General features: G+C 41.2%; 19 protein-coding genes and 1 tRNA gene. 8 read left to right on the top strand and 12 right to left on the bottom strand.

Annotation, left to right across the window (positions count from 1 at the left end):
* Positions 1 to 209 precede the first annotated feature (209 nt).
* The 3 genes from L1283_RS24475 (at position 210) to L1283_RS24485 (ending at position 2,825) form a co-directional block, all read left to right on the top strand.
* Entirely contained in the window at positions 210 to 764 is a 555-nt protein-coding gene (locus tag L1283_RS24475) for a BfmA/BtgA family mobilization protein (RefSeq protein ID WP_112375227.1), read from the top strand.
* A 5-nt stretch (positions 765 to 769) separates the two neighbouring features.
* The gene (locus tag L1283_RS24480; protein WP_112375226.1) at positions 770 to 1,747 is read left to right on the top strand and encodes a DUF5712 family protein; all 978 of its coding nucleotides are present in this window, start codon (positions 770 to 772) and stop codon (positions 1,745 to 1,747) included.
* A 643-nt stretch (positions 1,748 to 2,390) separates the two neighbouring features.
* Positions 2,391 to 2,825: a hypothetical protein gene (locus L1283_RS24485; protein WP_429626536.1), complete on the top strand. Its 435-nt coding sequence runs from the start codon at positions 2,391 to 2,393 to the stop codon at positions 2,823 to 2,825.
* A gap of 313 nt (positions 2,826 to 3,138) precedes the next feature.
* Here the strand turns inward: L1283_RS24485 and L1283_RS24490 are convergent, their stop codons facing one another.
* The 3 genes from L1283_RS24490 to L1283_RS24500 all read right to left on the bottom strand — a co-directional run bounded on the left by L1283_RS24490 (position 3,139) and on the right by L1283_RS24500 (position 5,766).
* The gene (locus L1283_RS24490; protein WP_429626537.1) at positions 3,139 to 3,600 is read right to left on the bottom strand and encodes a hypothetical protein; all 462 of its coding nucleotides are present in this window, start codon (positions 3,598 to 3,600) and stop codon (positions 3,139 to 3,141) included.
* A gap of 99 nt (positions 3,601 to 3,699) precedes the next feature.
* On the bottom strand, positions 3,700 to 4,908 hold the full coding sequence (locus tag L1283_RS24495) for a hypothetical protein (protein WP_112375223.1): 1,209 nt from the start codon (positions 4,906 to 4,908) through the stop codon (positions 3,700 to 3,702).
* A gap of 414 nt (positions 4,909 to 5,322) precedes the next feature.
* Complete coding sequence (locus L1283_RS24500; protein ID WP_112375222.1) at positions 5,323 to 5,766, bottom strand: hypothetical protein; 444 nt, start codon at positions 5,764 to 5,766, stop codon at positions 5,323 to 5,325.
* Positions 5,767 to 6,529: 763 nt separating this feature from the next.
* Between L1283_RS24500 and L1283_RS24505 the strand changes: the two genes are divergently transcribed.
* Genes L1283_RS24505 through L1283_RS24515 form a run of 3 tightly spaced genes read left to right on the top strand, consistent with a single transcriptional unit; the run spans position 6,530 to position 11,939 of the window.
* Complete coding sequence (locus tag L1283_RS24505; RefSeq protein ID WP_112375221.1) at positions 6,530 to 7,321, top strand: TlpA family protein disulfide reductase; 792 nt, start codon at positions 6,530 to 6,532, stop codon at positions 7,319 to 7,321.
* 12 nt (positions 7,322 to 7,333) lie between these two features.
* A complete protein-coding gene (locus L1283_RS24510) occupies positions 7,334 to 10,534 on the top strand; it encodes a SusC/RagA family TonB-linked outer membrane protein (RefSeq protein ID WP_429626538.1) in 3,201 nt (1,066 codons plus the stop codon).
* Positions 10,535 to 10,544: 10 nt separating this feature from the next.
* Positions 10,545 to 11,939, top strand: a complete 1,395-nt coding sequence (locus tag L1283_RS24515) for a RagB/SusD family nutrient uptake outer membrane protein (RefSeq protein WP_429626539.1) — start codon at positions 10,545 to 10,547, stop codon at positions 11,937 to 11,939.
* A gap of 72 nt (positions 11,940 to 12,011) precedes the next feature.
* Here L1283_RS24515 and L1283_RS24520 read toward each other — a convergent pair whose 3' ends face one another.
* The 6 genes from L1283_RS24520 to L1283_RS24545 form a co-directional block, all read right to left on the bottom strand.
* Positions 12,012 to 12,311 (bottom strand): hypothetical protein, encoded by a 300-nt coding sequence (locus L1283_RS24520; RefSeq protein ID WP_146753083.1) that lies wholly within the window; start codon positions 12,309 to 12,311, stop codon positions 12,012 to 12,014.
* A gap of 179 nt (positions 12,312 to 12,490) precedes the next feature.
* The gene (locus L1283_RS24525) at positions 12,491 to 12,961 is read right to left on the bottom strand and encodes a MauE/DoxX family redox-associated membrane protein (RefSeq protein WP_429626540.1); all 471 of its coding nucleotides are present in this window, start codon (positions 12,959 to 12,961) and stop codon (positions 12,491 to 12,493) included.
* Positions 12,962 to 13,570: 609 nt separating this feature from the next.
* The gene (locus L1283_RS24530; RefSeq protein ID WP_112375215.1) at positions 13,571 to 13,849 is read right to left on the bottom strand and encodes a hypothetical protein; all 279 of its coding nucleotides are present in this window, start codon (positions 13,847 to 13,849) and stop codon (positions 13,571 to 13,573) included.
* Positions 13,850 to 13,868: 19 nt separating this feature from the next.
* The gene (locus tag L1283_RS24535) at positions 13,869 to 14,840 is read right to left on the bottom strand and encodes an STING domain-containing protein (protein WP_204990884.1); all 972 of its coding nucleotides are present in this window, start codon (positions 14,838 to 14,840) and stop codon (positions 13,869 to 13,871) included.
* Positions 14,837 to 15,892: a hypothetical protein gene (locus tag L1283_RS24540; RefSeq protein ID WP_112375212.1), complete on the bottom strand. Its 1,056-nt coding sequence runs from the start codon at positions 15,890 to 15,892 to the stop codon at positions 14,837 to 14,839. The genes L1283_RS24535 and L1283_RS24540 overlap by 4 nt, the downstream gene beginning before the upstream one ends.
* On the bottom strand, positions 15,876 to 16,007 hold the full coding sequence (locus L1283_RS24545) for a hypothetical protein (protein WP_256603932.1): 132 nt from the start codon (positions 16,005 to 16,007) through the stop codon (positions 15,876 to 15,878). The genes L1283_RS24540 and L1283_RS24545 overlap by 17 nt, the downstream gene beginning before the upstream one ends.
* A 609-nt stretch (positions 16,008 to 16,616) precedes the next feature.
* On the opposite strand from L1283_RS24545, the gene L1283_RS24550 reads away from it, so the two are divergent.
* Positions 16,617 to 17,054 carry a hypothetical protein gene (locus tag L1283_RS24550; protein WP_146753082.1) on the top strand — a complete coding sequence of 146 codons (438 nt, stop codon included), beginning with the start codon at positions 16,617 to 16,619 and terminating at the stop codon, positions 17,052 to 17,054.
* 96 nt (positions 17,055 to 17,150) lie between these two features.
* Here L1283_RS24550 and L1283_RS24555 read toward each other — a convergent pair whose 3' ends face one another.
* Both L1283_RS24555 and L1283_RS24560 read right to left on the bottom strand, forming a co-directional pair.
* Complete coding sequence (locus tag L1283_RS24555) at positions 17,151 to 18,446, bottom strand: site-specific integrase (RefSeq protein ID WP_429626541.1); 1,296 nt, start codon at positions 18,444 to 18,446, stop codon at positions 17,151 to 17,153.
* Between the two features lie 247 nt (positions 18,447 to 18,693).
* Positions 18,694 to 18,765: transfer RNA gene (locus tag L1283_RS24560), tRNA-Glu, on the bottom strand.
* A gap of 140 nt (positions 18,766 to 18,905) precedes the next feature.
* Here L1283_RS24560 and L1283_RS24565 point away from each other — a divergent pair.
* The gene (locus L1283_RS24565; protein ID WP_429626542.1) at positions 18,906 to 21,422 is read left to right on the top strand and encodes a family 20 glycosylhydrolase; all 2,517 of its coding nucleotides are present in this window, start codon (positions 18,906 to 18,908) and stop codon (positions 21,420 to 21,422) included.
* Between the two features lie 189 nt (positions 21,423 to 21,611).
* Here the strand turns inward: L1283_RS24565 and L1283_RS24570 are convergent, their stop codons facing one another.
* Complete coding sequence (locus tag L1283_RS24570) at positions 21,612 to 24,101, bottom strand: TonB-dependent siderophore receptor (RefSeq protein ID WP_429626543.1); 2,490 nt, start codon at positions 24,099 to 24,101, stop codon at positions 21,612 to 21,614.
* Between the last annotated feature and the right edge of the window lie 96 nt (positions 24,102 to 24,197).

Consider the following 24,197-nt stretch of genomic DNA (forward strand, 5'->3'; position numbering starts at 1 on the left):
TATAATTGTAAAGGATTTTCAGGATTACCAAAAAATGCTGTAAGATCTATTTAGGACTAATGGTTAAATCTGTAAAGTTTTTTCAGGACGAGACAATCACAAATGTCTTTCTGATCTCATCCTTTATGGATATGTGGATTACATACCCTCCTGGCATCCGACAAAAGCTAGCAAGTTCCGGTTTATCATTGACGATAATCCCGACAGTAATGGCTAGATCAGATGAGAATATACGGTCAGTCCGCTTCCCAGTGGAAGTGGATGGCCGTCTGGCACTGCTCTCCCGTAAACTGGGCAGGACCAAGCGGCAATTGGTGATGGAGATGGTTGATTATTTTTACAGGAGCAAGAAAGACCCTGCTGATCTGAATGATGAAGTCCTGAAAAAAGAACTCTCCAGTGGGGTAAACCGTATCCTTTCCTTTATCCGAAAACAGGAGACCGATCTATTGGTTCCCCTGTATTCCATGCTGGACGAACTTGGTGCTGTCACCAAACAGCAATCCGGTCTAATTGATCTGATTTCCGATGAACAGCAGAAATCGTCCGAATTTCTAAAGGCAAATACGGAATATCTCGGGAGTCTGGATAAAGTCCTTAAAAAGATATTTCTGGGGATTACCCAAAGACAGGAATTAAAGGATGGTTTCAGGAGGATCCTTGAACATTACATCGCCCAGCGGGAAACACTGGGCTGGCCGATATCTACCACAAAGAAAGAAGAACTGGCAAGGCAGGTCAGGGAAGCACTGGATAAACTTTAGCCGTTATGTATATCAATATCACGGATTCCGAAACAGGAAACAATCAAGGAAGTTGTGGCGATCTTGTCGGCTATCTGGAAAAAGAAAACCGTTTGACCGATAATAAAAAACAGGAACACTGGTTCAATGGAGAGCGGAACGATATTAAACCCCATGAGGTGCGCATCGGGATTGATGGCAATATTGCCAAACTGGGCAGGCAGGACAGTAAGTTCTTCCTGCTCAATATCTGTCCCAGCAGAAAGGAGATCGATTTCCTGCTGGCTACTTATGGTGAGGATGGTGCAAAAGAAAAATTAAAGGAATATGCTGCACGGATCATGGATGAATATGCGCGTAATTTTAAACGCCCGGGAATAGAAAACAACAAAGATCTGTTGTGGTTCGCCAAACTTGAAAACTACCGGTACTATAGCCATAAAGATCGTGAGGTCAAGAATGGCACGAGAAAAGCGGGGCAACGAAAGGAAGGTCCACAGATGCACATTCAGGTCATTGTCAGCCGAAAAGACATCACCAATCGTATCAAACTGAGTCCACAGAACAGGTCCCGGGGCAGGAATGTGGAACATTCCAAAAAGCTGGGACAGTTTGACCAGATGGCCTTTAAGCAGTGCGGGGAAACTGTATTTGACAGGATGTTTGGTTTTGACCGAAAACTGAAAGAAACCTTGCAGTATGCGAATATCATGAAGAATGGCAATGCGGAGCAGAAGGCAAGGCTTCATACCTTTGACAGGCTCCTGGAAAGAGGGGCTATCCCAAAAATGGAAGATGGCTGGACAGATAGGCTACTTGCTAAGCCCGCTCAGGACAGACCTACCGTACTTGGGGATATATTATCCTCATTTGCCACAAATGGCCTTGGACTCCTGGATATGCTTCTTGATCCTGTTCAGGAGTTTGGCGGTCAGGGAACGGTCACTGATGAGGAAGAAAGAAGAAGAAAACGAAAGAAGAAAAAAAGGGGCCTGCGGAGATAAAAACGCTATTCAATTAATTATGGAAGTGGATAGAACAATGATCCAGCATGATACAAAAATTATCTGCTGGATCATTATTTCGGCTTTCCCCAAGCTATCACGCTTCATTTTTTCGGCAAATGTAGGATAGATATATAGTTTACTGAATATAACCAAAAACTTATATACAGTAAAAGATATAGACACATATCTACGGTTACATATTGCTGGCAATATGGATATTCATCTTCACCGCTTCTGCAAATTTACCCAAGATGGCACAAAGGTCAAGGGTATATTAAACGCCCCTACGCACGCATCCATCGCTTGCGCCCTTGACCCAATTGTGCCGTCTTGGTTTTTGGTGGCCTAAGCGGTGAGGATGGAATGGTGTGTCCCGACCATCGGGCAACAAGGGGGGAGTAAATATGTATTTATCAGAACAGTAATAAGCTATTTCAGAGTAACAATCGAAAATGGATGAATAGGGAATGTTATTTTTATAAAGCTGACCATGATCAAGACCGATAGAGGGAAAACAATAAAAAAGATAGACGCCCCAACATATAAAAATGTCAAATAGACCAAATAAATCGTATATTAGGTTTATTTGCTCAATTTCACAGGTTAAGTTGGTGCTACCAACTTATTAATAACTTAAAGCATGAAAAAATTAAAATCATTAGTATTTATCCTATTGATTGGAATAGGAATTTGTAGTGCCCAAACCGAAAACCACTTTGTCGACCTGCCTTCAACCGATCCGAAAACGACTTTTGAGAACGTATTACAGCTTTTTCTTTCGAGCGATTATTTTGTCCTTTCGGCGGATAAAGGCTCGGGGCTTATACAATGTAAAATCGTTAAGGATGACAGCAAAGTTTTTACAAAGCTAAAGGTAGAGATTCTCGAATACAATCTCCTTTTACGAGAAAACAAAGATAAAGGTACACGGATATATATTCAGGCCAACCTTAAACAAAAAATTCGTTCTGCGAGCGTGAATAACGACGGAGTTTACAATGATGATGTCGGTGTCACTAAAAAGCCAAAATATTATGAACCCTTGATAACATTCCTCAAATCCAATTTGAACTAGAGCTTGTATCGGCATACGGATAAACCTCATCACTGTTACAGGGTTTTGGCAGAAAACTGCGTATTACGCATAGAACGATTAAACATAGTTTATTTTTAGTTTTCGTATCTCTATAAATTAATCGAACGGATCGTTTTTTGTTATTTTCATCTGTTTACACTCCTGCCCCAACTGAGACATCTTACCTTTTGGTTGCCTTAGCGATGACAATAGTATCGATTGTCCCAACCTATTTGGCCCAAGTTCTTAATTCTTCAATTTTATACATCATCTGTGACACTCAAACAATCCGAAAAATCAGCTAAAATGTGATTTAACTCTTTTGTTTTTTTTGTCCCAGATAAAGAATCTTTCCACTTTTTAGGATAACTCTTAAACTATATCGCCCCTGGAGAACAAAATAGTTTCTGTTACGGAGCAGATCCAAGCCATAGATCCGATAGAATTTTGTCCGTTTATGTTCCACCAGATAAGCTTCTTTTATCGCGTACCATGGTATAATCACGAAATGCGGGTATAACGGAAAGAACCGAAATTGAATCTCCCTGGATGTGATCCGTAATTCCATTTTGATCAGAAGAAAATAAACGGTAAACAGGACTGACAACGGGGCACCTGCAATAAAAAGAATATTACCGGCAGGAACATTGCCAAAAGGCTGCCCCAATACAACCTGGACTATAAATCCCGCGACAAATAGAATGTTTAAACCAATCTGGATGATCCAGAATAAAGAGCTGGTAATTTTTTGTTTTTCCCGGTACAGTATTGCCATATTATTCATTGTATTATTTTGGGTGAAATAATGTGCCTAGAGGAAATCAACATTGATAAGGCTTCCTTATAGTATTTCAGACAGGTTCATTAATTCTTTTTACTTCAACTGTGACATATAGCGGTATATAAAATCGGGGCTCTTGAGCCGCTCTTTACCATATTTATTGATCTGGTCGGCATATTGCATCAGTGACCCGCAGCCGGCTTTATTAAAGAGTTTTCGGAGACCTTTATCCCCTGAAATATCATAAAGCAGAAAAGCATCCATGCAGTCGATCATAAGGTGTTTTTTGTCCAGCAGTTTGAGCTTGGTCATTTCTTCCAGCTTATTGCCCTCCGGTGTTCCCGAATTGGTCAGGAAGAGAAAAGTCCGGATCAGCCACTTGTCCCGCTGGAGCGAGATGATAAAGTAGCCCACTTTGTAGGTAGCAAGATAACATTCCAGCAGTACATAATCCTTTTTTACAATGGTTTTAGCCGTGCCTTCCCGTATGACATATCCAATATAGGCCTGCACATAACCCCGCCAAAAAACTGCCCGCTCTTCGAAACGTTCAAGTGCATGCTGCTGGGCGTATATTGGTAGGGCGATATCATCGTCGACATTGATTAATCCCAGCTGGCTCGGTCTGATGGAGATCCAGTCAAACTCATCTACTTTGGTCGCTGAGGGCACTCCCATGCGGACAACCGTTCTCTTCTTTCCGTCAACATCCTGCAGGGCGGTGGAATGGGACAGCCTGTGCACATGGATTTCGTTTGTCCCGCCGAACTGTTCAACCGCCATCCGGTCAAAACTGAACCGTACAGTACCTTTATAAAAATCATAGAGCTGCAGGTCATTGAGGCTCATGATCTGGATAATCTTCATCCGCTGCTCGGCGAACCATTCGGTAGTGGTAAAATAGGGTGCGAAAACTTCCCTTAATCTGGAAAACCCTTTTATCCTGCCACCGACCCTATACTGGATATAATGCAGGAGTACCAATGCATCGGTCAGAAAACGGGCATAGGAAATCTTCTCGCCCAATAAGGTCTCGATATGTTGACCACTGAGCAGCTCAGCCAGAGTCTGTTTATAGCTTCTCAGCTCTTCGGCATTCAGGACACGTTTGCCGTGGGGTATCACCCTAATATCGGGATAACGGTATAGGTATAAAAGACGGAGGCTACTTTCTGGCAGTAGTTCGAAATATCCGATACCGACCATTTTCTCACAGATAATGCGTAAACGATGGTAAAACACCTGCCGGCGGGCCTGTTCTTTTTGGCCAAAATTGGTTTTTCTGTGGCTGGATCTACTCATACGCATTTCTTTTTATCTGACAAGCAGATAGCTTATTTTCACTTTTGGTGTGATATAAATACTCATTAAGTTAATAAAATTTGGGTATAATACCAACTATTAGAAGGCGGAAGTGGACTGTGGCTAAATTGGTGTCACTTTTTGGATTGAGGGAGGATAGTAAGCATAAATAATATTTTGGGCGAAATCTAAAGTAAACCTAGCATAAGGATTCATATTGAGCATGTGAAGAACAGATGCCTAGATAGCCAATAAGCTAGTCCAATAATAGGTAACTTTGTTATTAGGCATGTAAGCAGATAAATTAGTAAAGCACTTATCAGACAGGCTAATGCCAGTAAAGAAAAAAGGCCCCCACCCCGAGAGATAGAGACCAAGTTCTCAATTTTAAATTTCTTGAAATGAAGATATTGTCTAATTAGTCTTTAAAGACCGAATCTCTTTTTTCAACTCTTCTATTGTTCGATTTGCTTCAGATAATTCCTCTCTACAAATTGTATGCGCTCTTAACAATTCATTATGACTTTCAAGCAGATTAGTATATTTCTGTTGAACTCCTTCAAACTGTAATTTCAACTCTGTATAACTCTTCTCACCTCCAACTGGATTGGACCGGAAATAGGGTGCCAATTCAGGGAAATCAATGGAGAAATCATGAGGTATAGCCTTCCCATATTTTACCATGATTGAATCGGATAAAAATTCCTTTTTAAAATGATTATACAATGTATTAGATTTATACCCAGCTCTTTGAGCGATACTCTCATTCGTATCTGTACTCAACGACACTGCGATATATAAAGCTAATCCTCTCCCTATATATTCTTTATCAGTTACTCTGCTATTCTTTTTTCTCACAAAAAATATTATCTCAATTGATATAAAGATACGCAGGCTTTATGTTGATAATAAAATTGAAAATAAGTTGATTTATATTGATTTTTATTTATATTTGTAATATAAAGTGTTTGTAAAACTATTTTTTTATTGATTTTAATGGAGTAAAATAGAATTAAATCAATAAGATTGGATCAATTGAAGTTAACGAACTCTCGTATCTGAATTTGGCGATTTGCAATGCGAGTGTGAGTACTGCGTCAATTTTCCTATCTTTGAGAAATCTTTTCTCAGGGTAGGGTTGACGCTTGCTTAGACCATGCATTGCAATATAATCTTCGGGTTATACATTGAAAATTACTTCCCTGAGAGTAGTGAGTAAAGGTTTCGCCAAAGCCTCAGATGCAAAAGGAAGGCAAGTAGTCAACCCACTTTTAGCTTTTCGAGAGTTCTTAGAAATAAGAACTGATGAGAACAACAAGAATACAAGATAAGCATTATTGTATGCCATCAAAGAATGGCACCAATAGCGCTTATCTTGTTTTTTTCTCTAGCAAAAAGCAACTGCTTCAAAAATTAGCTTGTCCCCCCGAATAATCAGGTGAGATAACCCTATACCGCTCCCTCTTTGTCCCGACCGAATCCGTCATAAATTTTCCAAGGGCTGGGAGCGGCTATTTTATAGCCCTAAAAAAAACAGACCAATTTTCATCGAAGAAATGAACGCTATCAGCGTAACGGGCAAACCATACCCTGATTTTTTCGACCACAAACAGACCCTATTATGATCACACTTATACTATTACTACTAAAAGATATCCTAAAAACACGCCTTTACAGGGGGAACAACCTGTTAAAGATGCTCACGGCAATTTTCGTTTCTATGTTTAGTTTATGCTCAGCACAGTCCGTGGAAACACGGGCTGATGCCGGGCAGACTACCACGAAGATAACACGGGAGACTATCCCTTATTTCGTTACAACCACTGATAAGGATGATATCCGGGGGCAGATACTACATTTTAACCCTGATGCCAACCTGGCCAAATATCCCTTGTTTGAATATAATGTGAAGATGGACCGGATACCTCCGCTTAAAATAGGACAAAAGGTACCAGACGATATTATTGATCTACCTATACGCATAGCTGGCGATAGATACGGCAGGGACAGTGTCACGCTAAGGGAACTCTCTGCGGGCAGGATGCTCGTTCTTGACTTTTGGGCAACCTGGTGTGCTCCCTGTCTCGCTTCGATGGACAAATGGAAGCAGCTACAGCCAAAGTATGGCGATCATGTTCAGTCTGTCGGTCTCATGCTTGACTATGATTATAAAGCTGAACTCACCGCCAGAAAAAGGGACTGGACTTCGCCACAGCTTATAGGCCCCGAGGTATACCTGCTAAATGCCTATTTCTGCGGCACACCGGTTACGGGCCCCTCGGCATGGATAAAAGACGGAATCTTGGTCGGTATTACCGATGCGGCAACCAATATCGAGCCCATCCTCGAAAAAATGGATACAGGGGAAATTACCGCCATTCCCGAGAAGTATATGTGGAAATCACCATTTTAACAGAGAGGAGATATGAAAGAACGAATTATTATTACGATCCTATTTATTCTGTCCATTCTAACTGTAGAAGCACAGGTTTCGGGCCACGTAAGGGATGAAAACAGTGCTCCCCTGCACGGTGCCACACTGGCACTAAAGAGGTCAGGTATTTCGGCAAAGACAGACAAAAACGGCTTCTTTTCTTTTGGTAAAATGGAGCTACCGGACAGCCTGACCATCAGCTTTATGGGGTATAACACGCAGAGAATAGCGGTTACCTCAGCCAATGGCAACATATCTATTGTTCTACAGAAAAGTAGCCATACTATTGAGGAGGTACAGGTTGTCAATACCGGATTTTACAGTATCCCAAAAGAAAGGGCTACGGGATCTTTTACAGTCGTTGACAATAAACTGCTGAACCGTTCGGTGGGTGGCAATATCCTCCAGCGGCTCGACGGCGTCACTCCCGGAGTTCAGTTTATCACACCAAATGGCACCAAAGCATCCGACATCCGAGTAAGAGGACTGGCGACCATACAGTCGGATGCGAGCCCGCTCATTGTTGTCGACAACTTTCCCTATGACGGTGATATCAGCTCCATAAATCCCAATGATATTGATAACATCACGATCCTGAAAGACGGTGCCGCAGCATCTATATGGGGAGCACGCGCGGGAAATGGTGTGATCGTGATCACAACAAAAAAAGGACAATATGGACAGAAAGGGCAGCTTTCCATCAATAGCAATGTAACTATTGGCCAAAAACCCGACCTGATGTACAGCCGGAACCGTCTACCCTCTGAGACTGTCATGGCGATTGAAAAAGAGAAATACGAAAAAGGAGGGTATTATCTGGAAAATGCACAGCAGACTGCTTTTCCAGCGTATGTGGAAATGCTGATCGCACGGAATGAGGGAACACTCAGCCCCGAAGAATTTGCGCGGCAAGAAGCTATTTTAAAAAATACAGAGGTTCGTCAAGAAGCGATGAAGTATCTTTACCAGCCCGCCATATACCAGCAGTATGCGCTTAATGCACGTGGAGGTGGTGATAGTTTTACCTATTATGTCTCGGGCGGATATGACAAAAATCGCTCCAGCGAAGTTGGAGCCTTCAATGACCGAATAAATCTCAACCTACAAAACACCTTCAGGCCATTTCCCCATCTGGAACTGTCCACAGCACTTTGGTACAGCAGACAGGCGAATCAGAACAATCAGATCACATTGGACGATCTCAGGGGAAATGCCACCAATATTGGTCTTTCTCCTTACACCCGCTTATTTGATGAAAACGGAAATCCTGCATCTGTCATTAAAGAGTACAGACAGCCTTATGTGGACCAGGCAGCGACTAACGGCTTACTTGACTGGCAATATCGCCCACTGGAAGAGCGAGGTCTTATGGACAGACGGGGAAACAGCGACGAGCTCAGGGCAAACCTTGGGTTGAGGTACGATTTTCTCCGGCATTTCAACATCAACGCTACTTATCAATACATAAGGGGAAGCTCATCCAGTACAGCCGAGTATGATAAAGACAGCTATTACGCGCGCAATATCGTCAACCGCTTCACACAGGCCGACGGCACACGGATTATCCCCTATGGCGGAGTATTCCGCGAGCTGCCGTCCACCTTTTCGCGGAGCCATTCCGCACGCGCACAGCTGGACTATTCACAGAAATTTAGCGAAGAACATGAGATAACGGCACTGGCAGGTGCTGAGATCAGGGAAATGATACAGCTTACCGACCCGGGCTATACGCTCTACAATTATGATCCCGATCTGATGATCGGGGATAATAATTACAACTATACCGAAAATTATAAGACACGGCCCAGCGGCAGGTCAAGACTACTTGCCCCTCCTTCTGCAAAACAGCAGCTTACAGACCGTTACCTGTCCTATTTTGGAAATGCGAGCTACACCTATAAAGCCAGATATATTCTGTCCGGTTCACTCCGATGGGACGGGTCAAATCTGTTCGGAGTAAAAACCAACCAGAAAGGAACGCCATTATGGTCCGTGGGCGGAAGCTGGGAGCTTACCAAAGAACCCTGGTTCAGATTGCCTGCCATGGATTATCTACGCCTGAGAGCAACTTATGGAGTCGCAGGAAATGTCAATAAAAATGTAAGTTCCCTTCCAACTATTGAACATGCTGCAACCAATGAAAACACCGGGCTTCCACAGGCGATTGTGCGAAGTATCGGAAATCCATCCCTGCGCTGGGAACAGGTAAAAACATTTAACCTGGGGCTGGATACACGATTGCTAGATAATCGCATTTCGGTAAGCGCCGATTATTACGTAAAAAATGCAAACGACCTGATCGGAGCAAGCGTACTTCCACCCAGTAGCGGAATTTATCCGGAAAGCTTTGCTGAAAGCTCGAATCTTGTCAACTATGCGAACCTGAAAACAAAAGGAATGGACTTACAGATCAGCAGCCGAAATATCCGTGGGGCTTTTAACTGGAACAGTATGCTTCTTTTTAATATCGTCCATAATGAAGTCACCCGATATTCAGCAAATAATAATATAGGATTATACAATTATCTGCTTCCACCTTCTTTTCCCGTAGTCGGTAAAAGCAAAGATATTTTATATGCCTTACCTAAATATTCGCTCGATCCTGAAGATGGTACAGTGCTCATGTTTATAGATGGACAACGTGCCCGGAACGGAGTGGAATATTATAACAGTCTTTCGCCAGGAGATCTGATTGGCGCAGGCGTCACCGTTCCGACCGCTTACGGCTCCTTACGGAATGAGATCAGATGGAAGAAAATGAGCCTGTCTTTTCTTATTTCATGGAAAATGGGGCATGTATTCAGACGTTCGACAACTGTTCCCGACGGAGAATATAGGTTGCAGTATCATATGGATTATCTAAAACGATGGCAAAATCCGGGGGACGAACGCTGGACAGACATACCGGCAACATCGCCTAACCCTTCAGACAATATGTACAGCATGTTTGAACAGTATGAAAATTTTGTGACCAGCGGCAATCATCTGAGGCTCCAGGATCTCAGCTTTTCCTATGATTTCCCTGCATCCATGTTACCAAAATCGGTGTTTAAGAATATGCAGTTCTATGCATATGCCCGGAACCTGGGGATAATCTGGAAAGCTAACCATTACGGTATAGATCCTGATTATCCTAATGCAGATTATGTTGCGCCAAAAAGTTTTGCTTTTGGGCTGAGGTTGGACTTTTGATAAGGAAACTATGAAAGATTTAAGAAACTATTTGATTTTTTGCCTTGCCATTATTTTGACAGGCTGCGGAAAAGATTTTCTGGATGCGAAGCGGACATCCAATCAGGTTGTGCCCAAGACTGCTAAGGATTATCTGGCGATCCTGAGTAGGGATAACATGTATTATACTTCAAGCGATCTGGCCTATCTTGGAGCCGACGAATATTATGTCAAAAATTCCGCAGACCTTGTTGCGGGCTCACAGTATACACCATTCCATCAGTATGCCTATACCTGGCAGGACAATCCCTATGGAAACCAGCGAAATATCAAGGACTGGGATTTAGCATATGAAAGGATCATGTACGCCAATCTCGCCCTGGATGTTGAGTCTGCCCCAGCCGGTCAGGGTGAGACCGCTGACAGGGACAGGGCAAGGGTGGCCGCCCGCTTTCACCGGGCATGGAATTTTTATCAGCTAGCCCAGCTGTTCTGCAGTCCATATAATGAACCAACTGTTGCACAGGATCCAGGTTTACCCCTGCGACTAGATTATGATGTTTCAGTCAGATATGACCGCTCATCATTGAAAGAGGTTTACGACCAGATAATCAATGACCTGACGGAAGCAGAGAATATTCCAATAGTAGACGATACCAACCCCTATATGCCGGGCACCACCGCAGTGCAGGCACTTTTGGCAAAGGTTTATCTCCAGCAGGGAAAGTTTGATATGGCACTCCGATATGCAGATATTGTTTTACAAAAGAAAAAGGTGCTGATAGATTATAATAAGCTGACGGGGTCAGTCACTGATATCTATGGAAGCTATTTTGCGCCTTATGGCAAAAATAATCCGGCTATCATTTTCTACTCGGCTGCAGCTGTCGGTGGTGTATTGGGAGCTACAAGAAGAACCGCAGACACCATGTTTTCTCGTTCTCTTGACCAGCATGATCTCAGGAAAAAAATTTACTTCTTCAAACGGCCCGATGGCACCCAGGCATATACCGGTTCATACTGTGGTTATGGGGCGAATGAATCCTTTACAGGACTCAGCGTAGAGGAAATGTTACTGATCCGTGCAGAATGTCGGGCCCGCTCGGGTATGGATCAGCAGGCTTTAGATGACATCAACCTACTTAGAAAACACCGAACTGACGCTGACGCATATCATGAACTTAAACTTTCCGATGTGTCCGATATATTAACCTATGTTCTGACTGAAAGAAGAAAGGAATTATACATGCGCGGTATAAGATGGGAAGATGCCCGAAGGCTGAACCAAGAAGGGAGATATCCGGTCTCTTTTACCAGGATTTTAGATGGTATAAAATACTCGTTGGCGCCAAATAGTAAAAAATGGGTCTGGCCAATTCCGCAGTCAGAAATTGATGCAAATGGAATTGAGCAGAACCAAAGATAGGAAAGGGAGGCAAATTTGCCTCCCTTTTTTGGATATGAACCGGTTTGATGAATTTTAATTAGTTAATAGGTACTATTGATGCTGGCGGAAAGCTTGGGAAGTGAAACCGTCATCGTTCGCTTCCTTGACTGTCGCGGGCATATCAGTCGGATCAAGGGCGTCGCTCAGCTGAACAGCACAGGTAGCTCCCGGCGAAGTGTTGCAGCTACCGCTCGGTGCGCCACCCGGATATAAACCGTCAATCTTCTGATTGGTCGCAATATTTCCCCCTGCAGGGTTGATCAGGCTCACCTGATACCAGGTTGGGGTTGCCTTTTTACTTTCATGGTTCTTCCATGAAACAGTAAGTGTCACAACCGACGCCAAGACCACTAGTGCGCCGAAGTTCAAATTTTTAAGTAATGATTTCATAACAAAAAATTTAAGGATTAGCATGCGCTGATTTCATCAGGCCCATTGCATGGCCTGCCCCTATACCTTCATAAGGTCCCGGTTTTGGGGTAGTTCGCAGATGATGGCAGGGGAACCTTTACCCTGCACGTTCAGTCGTGTTATGATAAGACCGTATCCTCCTTTCTGCCAACCCCGGAAATGACGTCTTTTTCCGTGTGGCTTTTATGGTCCGATATCCAGTATATTAAACCTAATAGGATAAACAGAGTATTGAGTGCGATATGCAGCCAGTGATTATTTGTCGGCCAGATGCCTGCACAGGCACAGGGCGTGTAACCGAGTACCCCAGACACGCCGACCAGTAGATACAATGTAAAAATAGTCATCACGATGGTCGATAGTCTGACCCCGAGCTGTACAGTTGCTTTATAGAGCAGCAGTAGGATCAGGACTATATACAGAGCTGGAAGGCCCCACAAAAGGCTGCGTTCCAACCATTGTGGAAATGACTGCAGTGCCAGCTCACTTTTGGTCTGCTCCCAGCCCGAGAGTTTCAGCGCGACAGTGATCCCCCACAGCAATATAAAGCTGTACTGAGCAGTAACTTTTATTATCTTTCCTGTTTTCATAACCTTGCTTTTATAATGTCTTGCTCCCTAAACTTGGGAGTCTACAGACAAAAGATTTATAATGCTAAATTAAAGCTATTCGCAAACCACCGTTAGGCAGAAACGTACCTATCGATAGGCAGAAAATGACCTATGGCAAAAATTGAACAACTGGCTTATATTTTATCGTCGTTGTCAGCTATAGTAAAGTTCAGGATATGGATTGGATCACAGGTAGGTAAAAACAAACCAAATACTTTAATTTCTTGTTGATTATCAACAATACTGGGTGTGTTTTGTATACTTTAGTTAGTTAATTGGATTTTTTGATCTCCGGCTATGTTAAAATAAATTTAGAAACTGGAGAATAGCTTATTAGAGCTTTTAACCAGCCTATTAACAAGCGAAGCCGTCAAATTGACGGCCGCTCATAAATTTAAATAGGGTGTTTTGAAAAACCGTGTCAAATTACTTTTTTCCAGGGAGTTTTCAAAACATAAATTCTCCCATAAAATTTTCTATGAAAATAACTGGACATCTGATTCTGAATCTCAGGTTTAATTAAAAGTGACCCCGGTACAAAATCTAAATTTTCTTACCAGGGTCCTAAGCTAAAAAACAAATAGGGGATTATCTACCGTTCCAGTTAAAATCTACAGCCAATTCGGCACAAAATATATTGTCCAGCCCACCGTTGTGTTCATTGATTACACCAACAACAAAATTCATGACATCTAATGTATTTGATGCATTGTACTTTATCAAAGTTGTGTTTGGTAGCTTTTGATCAACCGGAGTTCGATCGTTAAGACTTACTCCACTTATTGTATCCTTATAGCCCAAACGTTTAAGTTCATCTTTTATCTCGGTATGATTTCTTTTTATATCATAAGTGATTATAATATTCATATAATTATCTTGGTTTAGTTTACAATTTGACATTTGTCACAACATTCACATAGCCTTTGGTCGCTGCATTTCTGCCAATAAGATATTTCAGCGCTTTTGCGAAATTTTCCAGTTCCCGCATTTCAAGATAATCCATATCAAAATCCTGTCCGATCTGGTTTGATGGTAGGTACAGCTTCAGGCTTTCAACAATAGTACTCAGGGTCGAAGGAATATCCGATAGATGAATATCTAAGGGACTTTCCTGATCAGCATCCGGAGGATCAACCTTAAAATGGAAAGGATAACCTCTAGTGCCTAATACAGCAGGATTGGTACATGTTGTTGCCTTACTCAGCCCATAACGCTTATTGTAAAGCGTTGTAAAACTCCCTACACCATTATCGTCGAGGGTTTCCGGAATGATAACATCGATCTTGAAACTTTTAACTTTCATTTTCTTCCCCTCAAGTTCAATACACTCAGAGCTGTGAATTTCCTCACACACACGCTTGATAAAACTATTATAATAACCTATTGCCAATGCCGTTGATGGCAATAGGCCCAGCTGACTCGTTTCGGCGACCCTTTCCACCTGAGCCACTATGGACTCAACAATTTTATCAAGAGAATTGTACTGGCCATTGTTACGTGTAAATTTAGCGACAGTGATACCATCGAGATCCGTTGGTAGGTCTGTATCTTCTTCTGCGATTAAGTAACATTTTTCCGGTCCTGCAGCCCCCAAAAATAACCCGAATTCAAAAATAACATTGTCGCGTGGTTTTGTTAAAGATTCGCCGCGCTGTTTGGTAAGGTCATCTTTTGTTGCAATCAGAATTGAAAAATCTGCCAGCCTCGTCTGTTTGATCAGGGAGTCCAGTCCACTTTTGTTCAAAGCGAAAGCATCTGTCCATGGGATACATTCAATACGATCCCCAAAAAGATCTACAATCTCGTTTAATGTTGTTAGCTGTTCGGATGATGATCCTATAAATATTCTTTTTTTCATAATAATAGCCGCGCATTTTTTAGGTCTAATAAAATAGCATTAATTTCAATGAGCAGATTCTGAAGACTCTTCATCTTATCAGGTTTACCACGAAAGATATATTCTCGCCCATCAACAGATAACAGATTGTTTGCCAGACTCGTATTATTAGCCAGTCTCGTCAGCTGCTGATATAGCACAGGTACAAGTTCATAAAAAGCCGCATGGCGGTAGTCTGAAATATCAATATCATAACATATTGCATTAAAATCAAAGCTTGATAGATCAATCTGCAGGTCTGATTTTGCCTTCAGGTTCTTAAGAAAGCGTATCATTTTTTTAAGCCGACCAAACGTTTCTGCGCTCCTTGCGTTGATACGGTCAATACTAACAAAAGGAAAGTCTACTTTTCCTTTTTGATGAAGTTCTTTATTATAAACCTGAATTCCTCTGTTTGTACCTTTATCATTGACGATCGAGGTAACATCATCATACCAATTCGAAATAACGACATCAACTTCCCTTTTTAGATCTCTATTCTCAATTTTAATGGATTTAGGTTTAGAAATATCACAGGCGATATATTTTCTCTGGAGGATTTCTTCACTATCCAGCCGTAACCGGCGAAGATCATCGAGTGCATTGCCGGTATAGCTACCCACTTCCTTCTCAGTACGGAGCTTTTGAAGCTGGGAAGGCTGATAGTAATCGCTTTCATTTAAAGCTTGGGTTACCCCAATACTGTCAAAAGTGTAAAATAAATCTGAAATAACTAATAGATCTATATCGCTGTATCCACGGATATGTGTATCGGTCATAACTGATCCCTGATAACGAAAAGTAGCACTGGTTATTCCACCATTATAAAGGTGGGTCTTCACTCTTTCTCCCGCCTCTTTGCTACGTTGAGTATAAGCAGGCTCTACGCCGTTCATTGCGTAACGGACATATTCGAGTACGTCCGAATAGCTGATACTTGATAATTCTTCATTAATTGATTTTTCAAGGATCTGATTTTCTGGGTCAAGTCTGTTCCGAAGCTGCCGTGTGAGTTCTCTATAGTTTTGTGCCATAGTAAACCTCCCTTCCAATTATAGTTAGATAATCAATGCTGTAGCCGGCTACTGCTCCAGCAGCCCTCCCGTTTGTCTCTGGAAGTGCCAGAATGAACTGTTTTAATTTTTGCATAAACTGAAAATTTGTTAAAAAATTCCCCGCCCATTTCTTGAAAGGCGGGGGCTTGATACGTACCAGTGTTTGGCAGGAAGTACCACCCCAGCTTAGCATTGCGATAAGGAACAAACTATAAATCGTTGTTTAAAATACTTTTTTTAGTTTTGCGCCGTTATAATTGAACATTAGAAGCATACTAAGCTTTAAAAATCATTGCCCCGAAGTATTGCTGTACCAAGGGGCTTTTTAAGCCAATTAATGTGATCATAGTCCATGCCAACCCCCAATTTGAGATTTCTCCTTTTTATACGGATATTTCACTTTTTAATGAAATAAACACAATAACGACATAATTGATGATTTTAAAAAGATTTTCAATTGACACATTGTCATTATTTAAGTGTTTGTATGTCAGCAATTATTAGTTCACATGGAGAATAACTGACAGAATTACCTGCTTCAGTATCAATGCCTCCAAAAAGGTTCAAGTATCCAAAATTGTTATCTCGAGGCAATAAGACCAAAAATCAGAAACCTTCAACATAGATTATTTTATAAATAATTCAACAGCACATATAACAAGATATGAAAGTGGCAATCTTCGTATAATTAATACTTAAAAATATGTCAGAATTTATACTCCACCCACTTAATATTACTATAAATCAAATGTCCATCGGAAACAAAAAACTGACAAAGACTATTTTTAACCAAATCGAAGAAGAAAATTATTTCACCAGATCGCTTGATTTTAAAGGAGATGCAATAATTGGATATATCAATGACAGGAACAATCGTTATCTGCTATGGTCAAAGAATGGTAAATTGCGGAAAACAAACATCACTTTATATTATAAGTTGGAAAGAGATCCTTCTTATGCAGAGCTTAATCGTGTAGAGTGGTTCTTAAAGAAAGTAGGCATAAAGTATTCTGTCGATCAGAGTGACCGGTATGATATAAAGATCCATCATGTGCTAGAAAACACACAGCTATATAGTGAACTGGTCGATAAAGCGGACAGTTTTCTCCAAGAATTGACTGACAAGCAGATATACTTGTAGAAACATATTTATGGCTGATTTTCGATTTATTAGTCGCCAAAGCAAGGAAGCAATGTCTTAGACATTGCTTCCAGTAAAATTTAAGCAATGGTCCGATCAACAATGATCTGTTCTTAAAAAGACAAAAGCTTGAGGAGTACATAGGTCTGCTATTCTAGCCTTTTTAAATTGCTCTATTTTATTCTCAATCTTTCTCTCCAGTTTCTCCATATCCACAGCAACTCTATTATCCAAAAGTTTCGCATAATGCTGTGTGGTCTTAATATCCGTATGTCCAAGCATCTTTGAAACGGTTTCTATTGGAACACTATTGGCAAGCGTCACAGACGTAGCGAACGTATGGCGAGACTTGTGAAAGGTCAGTTCTTTGGAGATTTCGCACAGATCAGCTATTTCCTTAAGATAACTGTTCATTTTTTGATTACTCAGAACAGGTAGTACAATATCTTTTGCCACGCATGGTGGATAGTCTCGATATTTTTCAATGATTTCAAGCGCCTTGGGAAGCAATGGAATATTCGATGAAGTTTCAGTTTTCTCCCTGCTAGTGAATATCCAGAGCTTTCCATCCACTCCCTCAGCAATATCGGCCCATTTTAATTTCTTTACATCGGCATAAGACAGACCGGTATAGCAACAGAAGACAAAAATATCACGCACATGCGCTAGACGCGGTATCTTGAATAATTTCCCCTCTATCCTCCGAAGTTCTGCATCCGTCAGAAACTCCTTTTCTTTAGCTTTCGCCTTGATCTTATAAAAAGTAAATGGATCGTCCGTTATCCATCTATGCGCAATGCAGATCTTGATAATCTTTCGCAAATGCTTCATATATTTTGCTGCCGACACGGCTGAACAGCCCATAGCGGCACGCAAAAAGAATTCATACCCTGTGACAAAAGCATGGTCAATCTTCCTTGTGTCGATATCTGCTAGTCTAAATTCTTTCTCTAAATACCCTTCAATATGTGAAAGCGAGGTTTTATACCCTTTGAGTGTATTGGGTTTGAATCCATTTCCCAGAAGTGTTTCCATCTGCATATTATGTTCTCTAAAAACATCAAGAAATTGCTTTCGTTTGATATCCTTTCCTTGATACCTCAACTTGATGGATTCTGCTGTAATTTCCTCCGCTGCAGCTGTCATAGCGGTATGGATCGCACTTACTTTGCTGACGAGAGTGTCAAGGTAAGAGTTTAGAGTCTTGACAGCTTCGATAGTACCTTTCATACGATTAGCTTTGGAGTTCCATCTCGACGGATCGCATTCCCGTCCTGTGGAAACTTCTTTTGGGATACCTTCTACAGTAATCCGCATGTAGATCGGCCTAGGACCGCTAACATAATTTTGGGGTTTCTTCAAATAGAAGAGTAAGGAATAATTTGTACTCATGATAACATCATTTAAGTGAAACAAAATTAGCCTTGCAACTAAAACGGATCAAGATGTTTAATATTTGAATAAGCTGATAATCAAAATATTAAATATGTTTCAGTGAGTAACCATGTCGGAGAAAATGACTCACTGAATGACTCACTTTTTTATTGGGAATTCGTGTAAGTTTTGTAGATACTGAAAAACAAAAAAGCCTGCAAACGTTTAATTTGCAGGCTTTTGTATGTTTTGACTTTTAGACGTGTAGCCCGTAGGGGAATCGAACCCCTGTTTCAAGAATGAAAATCTTGCGTCCTAACCCCTAGACGAACGGGCCGTTTTCTGTTTCGGTGTGCAAATATAGAAATATTTATAAATGTGTCAAAATTTTTATCTTTTTTTTATTCATTTTTTTTGAAATAGATCATAAAACCCTCTAGAATAGCTATATTTAGAGTCATTGAAAAAGTAACCAACATGACTAATTTTAAAAAAATCAAAAAACCGCTACTCTATGCCGGACTAGGCTTGGCTTTATTAAGTCAGGAAGCCTATGCCCAGAAATCGAGCGCTATCGCAGATAAACTGCAACTCACCTGGAAGGTCAAAGACGGACAGAATATCCGTAAAAATCCGGTATCCACCCTAATTTTAAAAAACAAGGGGAAAAGTGCTGTTCAACTCAACGACTGGAGCCTCTGGTTTAATTTTATTCGCTCTATCGATCCAGATAAGGTCGACAAACGTTTTGCGATAGACCACCGAAACGGAGATCTCTTTCAGGTTAGCTTTAAGAAAAATAACTTTTTATTAAATGCGCAAGATACAGTCCACATCGATTTTATCACGACTGGACTGGTCAATTATACGGATGGACCAATTGGTCTATACCTAAAAAATAATAAGACTGGGCTTGCAACAAATATTTCGGATTATGCTGTGGTTAAAATTGCTCCCCAGTCGGACGCTGAAAAAACAGCTTACTTTGCTTATAAATACGATCAAAATAAGCTGGTAGAGGGTATAGCAGCACAGTATATCATCCCTTTACCAAGCAATATCAGCATCAATAATAACGAAAAATTCAACTTATCGACAGGTACCAATTTTTTTATTGACCATGAATTTGCTAGCGAAGGAGGCTTTCTGACAGATTTCCTGACCAGCTATTCAGGCGTTAAGCTAGCAGCTTCATCCAGTCCACAAGGCGGCATTGAGATTGTCAAAGTAAACAACTTAAAATCCGAATCCTATCACTTAACGATTGGCGCTAAGGGTGTACGAATAGAAGCATCAGATAAAGCTGGTGCATTTTATGCCATACAATCGTTAAAATCGTTGATCAATCACAGTCAATGGAATAAAGGCATAAAATCGATCACATTACCATTCGGCAACATTGAAGATAGCCCGCGCTATGGGTACCGTGGATTTATGCTGGATGCTGCCCGTAATTTCCATAGCAAAGCCGAGGTTTTAAGAATATTGGATCTCATGGCTTCCTACAAGTTGAACAAGTTCCATTTCCACTTCATTGACGACGAAGGTTGGCGATTGGAAATCCCAGCCCTACCCGAATTAACGGCTATCGGAGCCAACCGTTCGGCTAATTTTGAAGATGGAAAGGCAATACAGTCTGCTTATGGATCTGGCGCTACGGCCAAACCGCATCAATTCTACAGTGTTGCTGACTATATCGAAATTTTAAAATATGCACAGGCAAGACATATCGATGTCATACCCGAGGTAGAAACTCCTGGTCATGCCCGCGCAGCGATCAAAGCAATGCGCGCGCGTTTTGCACATTATTCAAACCTTGGTGATAAACAAAAAGCGGAGGAATTCCTGCTTGACGATGCAGAGGACAAATCTGTTTATAATTCTGCACAAAACTGGAATGACAATGTCATGAACCCTGCCCTACCTTCAACCTATCACTTCCTGAGCAAGGTGATCGATGAAATCAAAGCGATGCATGATCAAGCTGGAGTTCCGTTGACAATTATCGATTTGGGAGGCGACGAGACGCCAAGTGGTGTTTGGGAAAAATCGCCAAAGGTATTGGCCTTTATGAAGGAAAATAATATCGCCAATGTACTCGACGTATGGCCGCTGTATATTACCAAAATTAATACCCTTGTTCAAGGAAAAGGGTTAACGATGTCTGGATGGGAAGAAATGGGTATGCGCAATAAAGGAAAAGGCATGGTTGTAAATGCCGATCTAGGAAAATCCGGCATCCATTTGAACGTATGGAACAATCTCCCTGGCCAGGGACAGGAAGACCTCGCTTATCGATTGGCAAATGCAGGATATAAAGTTGTTTATACGAGTGCTGCAAACAACTACCTGGACATGTCTTGGGACCGTGATTTTGCGGATCCAGGACACAGTTGGGTTGGTACGGTTAATCTGAATAGAACTTATTCGTTTTCTCCTGAAAATTTCTTCATCAATCTGCGCAAGGATGACACCGGAAAAGATCTTAGACCTGAGGCATACACCAATAAAGAACAGCTTACAGCGGAAGGGAAAAAAAACCTCCTCGGTATCAAAGGGGCCTTATGGGCAGAAAAGGTATCTACTGACCAGCGCCTTGAGGAAATGATATTTCCACGTTTAATAGCGATTGCTGATCGCGCATGGGCCCCCGAACAAACCTGGGAAAAAGGAAATTCTTTTGACGAGGCCACTTACCGTAAATCGTATACCTCCTTTATCAAAAAATTAGGTGAGGATGAATTGAGAAAACTGGATGGGGTAAATGGAGGCTATACCTATCGACTTCCTAAAATTGGAATCAAGAAAGAAGGTAGCCAACTCCTTATCAATACCGATTATCCTGGTTTCAAAGTCTATTACAGCGACAACGGCAGTACACCAACATTGAAATCTAAATTAGTGGATGGTCCAATACCATTCCAGACTGGAAAGAAATACTTATTTAAAGTCTTTGATGCGAAAGGACGATCAGGTGATGTAATCAGCTATTAATTCATTTGCACGCAAAATGATAAACGCTATTGGCGTTGGCAATAAAAAAAAGCTACATAAAATAACATCAGTCACTTCAAAAATCGACTGTTTGAACTGGCACTTAAGCTGATAAAGGCAAAATAGAATAAAAAAAGGGTTGTCCAACTTCTTTGGACAACCCTTCTGTTTTAGATAGATATTGTATCCTTAAAACTTATAACTCAATGCAACAGCAGCATTTCTCGGATCGATCTGATTAATAAAACCACCTCGGAAGTATGAATTCAATCCAATCTCATTGGTGATATTATTTACAAAGACTTTCGCATCAAATTTGCGCCATTTGTATCCCACCTGTGCATTTAATGTGGTATATGCTGGCATATTGAAAGGTTCTGTACCATAATATTCACCATGTCCATTTGGTGTTAAGCTATATTCATTGACAGGTCGGTCTCCAACATAATAAACACCCGCACTTAAACTCAGATTCCGAAGAGCTCCTTGATTAAATACATATTGTATCCATGCATTTGCCGTATGTTTTGGCGCGTTCATCGGTGCCGATCCATCCATATAGGAAGGTGAATTTTTATATCGCGCATCTAAATAGGCATAACCCAACATCACTGTTAAATTTTCCAATACACGACCGTTCAACTCAGCCTCAATACCATCGCGTACCAGATCCCCTGCCTTAAAGTATAATCCTGTAGCAACATTAGTGCCCGGTGTATACTCAGCGTTGGTCAAGTTAGAGGTATAAATATGGAAATAGGTTAAATTGAAACGTAACCGATTATTCAGCCAATCGGATTTAATCCCCCCTTCAAATTGTTCGGTTTTAGAAGCACCTGCTGCTGTACCATCGGTTAATGGATTTGCAGCATTCCTTAAATTCGTTGAGTTTGTATAAGACCCAAATACATTAAAATTCTCAAATGGCGTAACAATCACCCCCGCCATTGGATTCCATGCAGACTCCCTTTTATTACCGTTTGATGTGAAATCTTTTGTTGTAATTTCGGAATAACGTAAACCTAATACAGCCTTAATGTATTTATTAAATTCAATAACGTCTTGCCCCATAAATCCTATAGAAGAATAATAACTCCGTACAGGAGTTCCTGCTGTATAGACAATTTGCTTTCCTTTCCGCTGGTTACCCAACGAATCGACGTATACCACTTCCGAAAGATCATTCACCCAATCCCCATGGATATCAATAATATCAATTACATTGCTATTTTGATCGGCTTTTTTCAAAAGAACATTTTTCTCCAGTGGACTTAATTTTCCGGCAAAAGAAGTTGTTGTCGCATCAGCAATACGATAGTCCACCCCTGCCTGAACCAAATGTTTTACTTTACCCGTATAAAGATCTTTTCCGATCAAGTCAAACTGAAAAGTTTTATTCTTGTCATCGCGCAGGCTTTTGCTCATTGAGCGCGAGAATGTATTATATTGTTTTGCATCGTCTTTAATCAATGTGGAAGAAGATGACTGGTTATCAACCTGATAAGAGGACGTTGCAATAGAAGCTCTGATGCTCCAGCGATCGGTCAATTCATGATTGATCTGGGCCATAAAGCTCTTCATCTCTGTATTATTATTATCGGAATTGAAGCCCAAAAACTTATTGTTCGGGATAACATATAGCGCATTCACCCCTTGCGAAGGATTTAAATTGACTGCGGAATTAACGGGCGTACGATTATCATTAAAATAATCACCCTCCAAAGTAACTGTCGTCTTATCCGTTGGTTTCCAAGCTAAGGATGGATTTAGATAAACACGGTTGGAGGATACACTTTTGCGGTAGCTATCACTACGTTCATAAGCGCCATCCATTCGAAAAGCAACGGTCTCTTTCTTATCTAGTACCGTTTGGAAATCAAAGGTTGGGCGGAATTGCCCCCAGCTTCCTGCACGGACACCAATCTCTCCAGAATTCGTGAAATTAGGGGTTTTAGTGACCACATTAATTACCCCTCCTGCATTACCGATATCCGTAATAACACCCTGCGTAACCGCAGCAGACCCTTTAATCATCTGAATAGACTCCACACCTTGCATATCAACGACTCCAGATGCAGTCTGAAATTGAGAGTCCATCCGCACACCGTTCTTCAAGACAGGTACCCCTCTGAAACCACGTGTTGACAAAGATTCTTTAACACCGCCATAAGAACCGAACAAGGTTACACCCGGAATATTTCTTACAGCATCCGTCAACGTCAGAATACCCTGATCTTGAATGACCTTATTGGAGATGACGGAAATACTCTGAATTTGATCCGAAGGTTTTAATGGCATACGTGTGATCATTTCCAAGCCTTTTGGCTTTTTGTTGCGTTCACCAAACACTTCCACCTCATCAATCGCCTGCTCATTGCTCACCAGGATAATTGGATCAATAATCACTTCAGGGCTCTTCGTGCTAAAAACATAATCAATAACGGTTGTTTGGTAGCCCATATAAGTGAATTTAATGACCGTATTTTGCTCGATGCCATGTAGTCTAAAATGACCTCTATGGTCTGTACGGACCTTTTTATCTCCGATTGAAACGGTTACTGAACTTAAAGGATTATTTTGTGTATCGACGACTTTACCTTTGACGATTCCCGAGGTTTGACCATATACTGCACCTCCGATTAAAAATGTAGAAGCGAGAGCTCGTAAGTGTTTGTCCATGTTAATAATTTTGGTAATTATTTTTAATTATTCTAAATAATAGCGCAAAGGTATAAAAAATAACCTATTTAGAATGATTAAAAACAAAAAAGTCCT

It is taken from the genome of Sphingobacterium sp. HSC-15S19 (assembly GCF_050433745.1).
GTDB classification, from domain to species: Bacteria; Bacteroidota; Bacteroidia; order Sphingobacteriales; family Sphingobacteriaceae; genus Sphingobacterium; species Sphingobacterium siyangense.

Excerpts from the sequence above, each read along its gene's own strand:
- L1283_RS24475 (WP_112375227.1), top strand. The coding sequence starts at position 210 with ATGGCTAGATCAGATGAGAATATACGGTCAGTCCGCTTCCCAGTGGAA.
- L1283_RS24480 (WP_112375226.1), top strand. The coding sequence starts at position 770 with ATGTATATCAATATCACGGATTCCGAAACAGGAAACAATCAAGGAAGT.
- L1283_RS24485 (WP_429626536.1), top strand. The coding sequence starts at position 2,391 with ATGAAAAAATTAAAATCATTAGTATTTATCCTATTGATTGGAATAGGA.
- L1283_RS24490 (WP_429626537.1), bottom strand. The coding sequence starts at position 3,600 with ATGGCAATACTGTACCGGGAAAAACAAAAAATTACCAGCTCTTTATTC.
- L1283_RS24495 (WP_112375223.1), bottom strand. The coding sequence starts at position 4,908 with ATGAGTAGATCCAGCCACAGAAAAACCAATTTTGGCCAAAAAGAACAG.
- L1283_RS24505 (WP_112375221.1), top strand. The coding sequence starts at position 6,530 with ATGATCACACTTATACTATTACTACTAAAAGATATCCTAAAAACACGC.
- L1283_RS24510 (WP_429626538.1), top strand. The coding sequence starts at position 7,334 with ATGAAAGAACGAATTATTATTACGATCCTATTTATTCTGTCCATTCTA.
- L1283_RS24515 (WP_429626539.1), top strand. The coding sequence starts at position 10,545 with ATGAAAGATTTAAGAAACTATTTGATTTTTTGCCTTGCCATTATTTTG.
- L1283_RS24525 (WP_429626540.1), bottom strand. The coding sequence starts at position 12,961 with ATGAAAACAGGAAAGATAATAAAAGTTACTGCTCAGTACAGCTTTATA.
- L1283_RS24530 (WP_112375215.1), bottom strand. The coding sequence starts at position 13,849 with ATGAATATTATAATCACTTATGATATAAAAAGAAATCATACCGAGATA.
- L1283_RS24535 (WP_204990884.1), bottom strand. The coding sequence starts at position 14,840 with ATGAAAAAAAGAATATTTATAGGATCATCATCCGAACAGCTAACAACA.
- L1283_RS24540 (WP_112375212.1), bottom strand. The coding sequence starts at position 15,892 with ATGGCACAAAACTATAGAGAACTCACACGGCAGCTTCGGAACAGACTT.
- L1283_RS24545 (WP_256603932.1), bottom strand. The coding sequence starts at position 16,007 with ATGCAAAAATTAAAACAGTTCATTCTGGCACTTCCAGAGACAAACGGG.
- L1283_RS24550 (WP_146753082.1), top strand. The coding sequence starts at position 16,617 with ATGTCAGAATTTATACTCCACCCACTTAATATTACTATAAATCAAATG.
- L1283_RS24555 (WP_429626541.1), bottom strand. The coding sequence starts at position 18,446 with ATGAGTACAAATTATTCCTTACTCTTCTATTTGAAGAAACCCCAAAAT.
- L1283_RS24565 (WP_429626542.1), top strand. The coding sequence starts at position 18,906 with ATGACTAATTTTAAAAAAATCAAAAAACCGCTACTCTATGCCGGACTA.
- L1283_RS24570 (WP_429626543.1), bottom strand. The coding sequence starts at position 24,101 with ATGGACAAACACTTACGAGCTCTCGCTTCTACATTTTTAATCGGAGGT.